Here is a 1,985-nt window from a genome sequence, read left to right as displayed (position 1 = left end):
CTGGCGGGGCAGAGCTACACCATCGCCGAGGTGGGCGGGAGCCTGACCACCAGCGGCCTGTCGGCGGCGGCCACGGGCTTCAGCGCGACGCTGGGTAGCGGGGCCAACGGGTCGGCGACCGACCTGCTGCTGACGCTGCTCAGCGACTATGTCAGCGGCACGCTGGGGACGTTGACCAACAGCGGGACGATCAACGCCGTCACGGCGGTGAACATCACCAGCGCCGGCAGCCTGGGGACTTTGGCCAACAGCGGCGTGATCATCGGCAATGTGGTCAACGCCAGCGCCAACGATCTGGTAATCGTCGGCGGCGGCACCGGGACGGTGGGGAGCTTCAGCGGCGGCACCATCCGCAACAGCCTGTCGAACCTGACCTTCGCGTCGGGGGCGATCAGCCTGGGCGACGCCATCGACGTCACCGGCCACACGGTGGCCAACAGCGGTGCCAGCCTGACCCTGGCCAGCGACATCAGCGTCAGCGGCGCCTACAGCCAGACGGCGGGCACGCTGGCGGTGGCGGGGCATGTGCTGAGCGTCAGCGACGCGGCCCAGGTGACGGGCGGCGTGGTCAACGCCGGCCTCGGCGGCACGGCCAACTACCTGGTGGGCGACAGCGTCACCCTGATCCGGGGCGGCAATGGCTCGACCTACACCGGGGCGACGGTGGTCAGCGGCCTGACGGGCCTGGACGCGCTGGGCAGCACCAGCGGGAGCAACCTGCTGGCGGTGGCGGGCAACGACTACATCGGCGCCAGCTTCGGCACCCTCGGGGTCACCGGCACGCTGGCCAACACGGCCGGCGGGGCGACGGCGCTGTACATCGCCGCGACCGGCACGCTGGCGGCCCTGGCCAACAGCGGCACGATCTCGGGCAACATCACCAATCTCAGCGCCCATGACCTGACCATCCAGGGCGGCGCCAACGGCACGGTGGGCCGCTTCAGCGGCGGGACCATCGCCAACACCGGGGCCAACGTGGTGTTCGCGTCGGGTGCGGTCAGCCTGGGTGATGCGATCAACGTCGCCAGCCACACGGTGGGCAACATCGGGGCCAGCGTCTCGCTCGCCTCCGACGTGTCGGTCACCGGGGCTTACAGCCAGACGGCGGGCAGCCTGAACGTGGCGGGCCATGTGCTGAGCGTCAGCGGGGCGGCCAGCGTCAGCGGCGGCGTGGTCAACGCCGGGGTCAGCGGCACGGCCAACTACCTGGTCGGCGACAGCGTGACGATGATCCAGGGTGGCGTGGGCTCCAGCTACACCGGCGCCACGGTGACCAGCGGGCTGACGGGCCTGGACGCGACCGGCCGGACCAGCGGCACCAGCCTGCTGGCGGTGGCGGGCAACGATTATGTCGGCGCCAGCCTGAACACGCTGAACGTCAGCGGGACGCTGGCCAACACAGCCGGCGGGGCGACGGCGCTGTACATCGCCAGCACCGGCACGCTGGGGTCCCTGGCCAACAGCGGCACCATCGTCGGCAACGTGGTCAACACCAGCGCCCGCGACCTCACTATAAACGGCGGCGGCAACGGCACGGTGGGCCGCTTCACCGGCGGGACCATCACCAACACCGCCGCCAACGTGGTGTTCGCCTCGGGTGCCGTCAGCCTGGGTGACGCGATCAACGTCGCCAGCCACACGGTCAGCAACGCCGGCGCCAGCATCGCCCTGGCCCAGGATGTGGCGGTCACCGGCAACTTCGCCCAGTCGTCGGGCACGCTAGCCGCTGGCGGCCATGTGCTGACGGTCAGCGGTGCGGCCAACGTGACGGGCGGCGTGGTCAATGCCGGGGTCAGCGGCACGGCCAACTACATCGTGGGCGACAGCGTGCTGCTGATCCAGGGCGGCACGGGCTCCAGCTACTCGGGCGCCACGGTGACCAGCGGTGTGACCGGCCTGTCGGCCAACGCCGTCACCAGCGGCAGCAACCTGCTGGCCGCGGCGGGCAACGACTACATCGGCGGCACGCTCGCCAACCTGGCGGT

General features: G+C 71.0%; 1 protein-coding gene. It reads left to right on the top strand.

The features are described 5' to 3' along the window. A partial coding sequence (locus FHS74_RS30065; RefSeq protein ID WP_184807954.1) for a beta strand repeat-containing protein occupies nt 1-1,985 on the top strand: 1,985 nt, incomplete at both ends.

It is taken from the genome of Nitrospirillum iridis (assembly GCF_014205765.1).
Classification (GTDB): Bacteria; Pseudomonadota; Alphaproteobacteria; order Azospirillales; family Azospirillaceae; genus Nitrospirillum; species Nitrospirillum iridis.
This window is presented reverse-complemented; position numbering and strand designations above follow the sequence as displayed.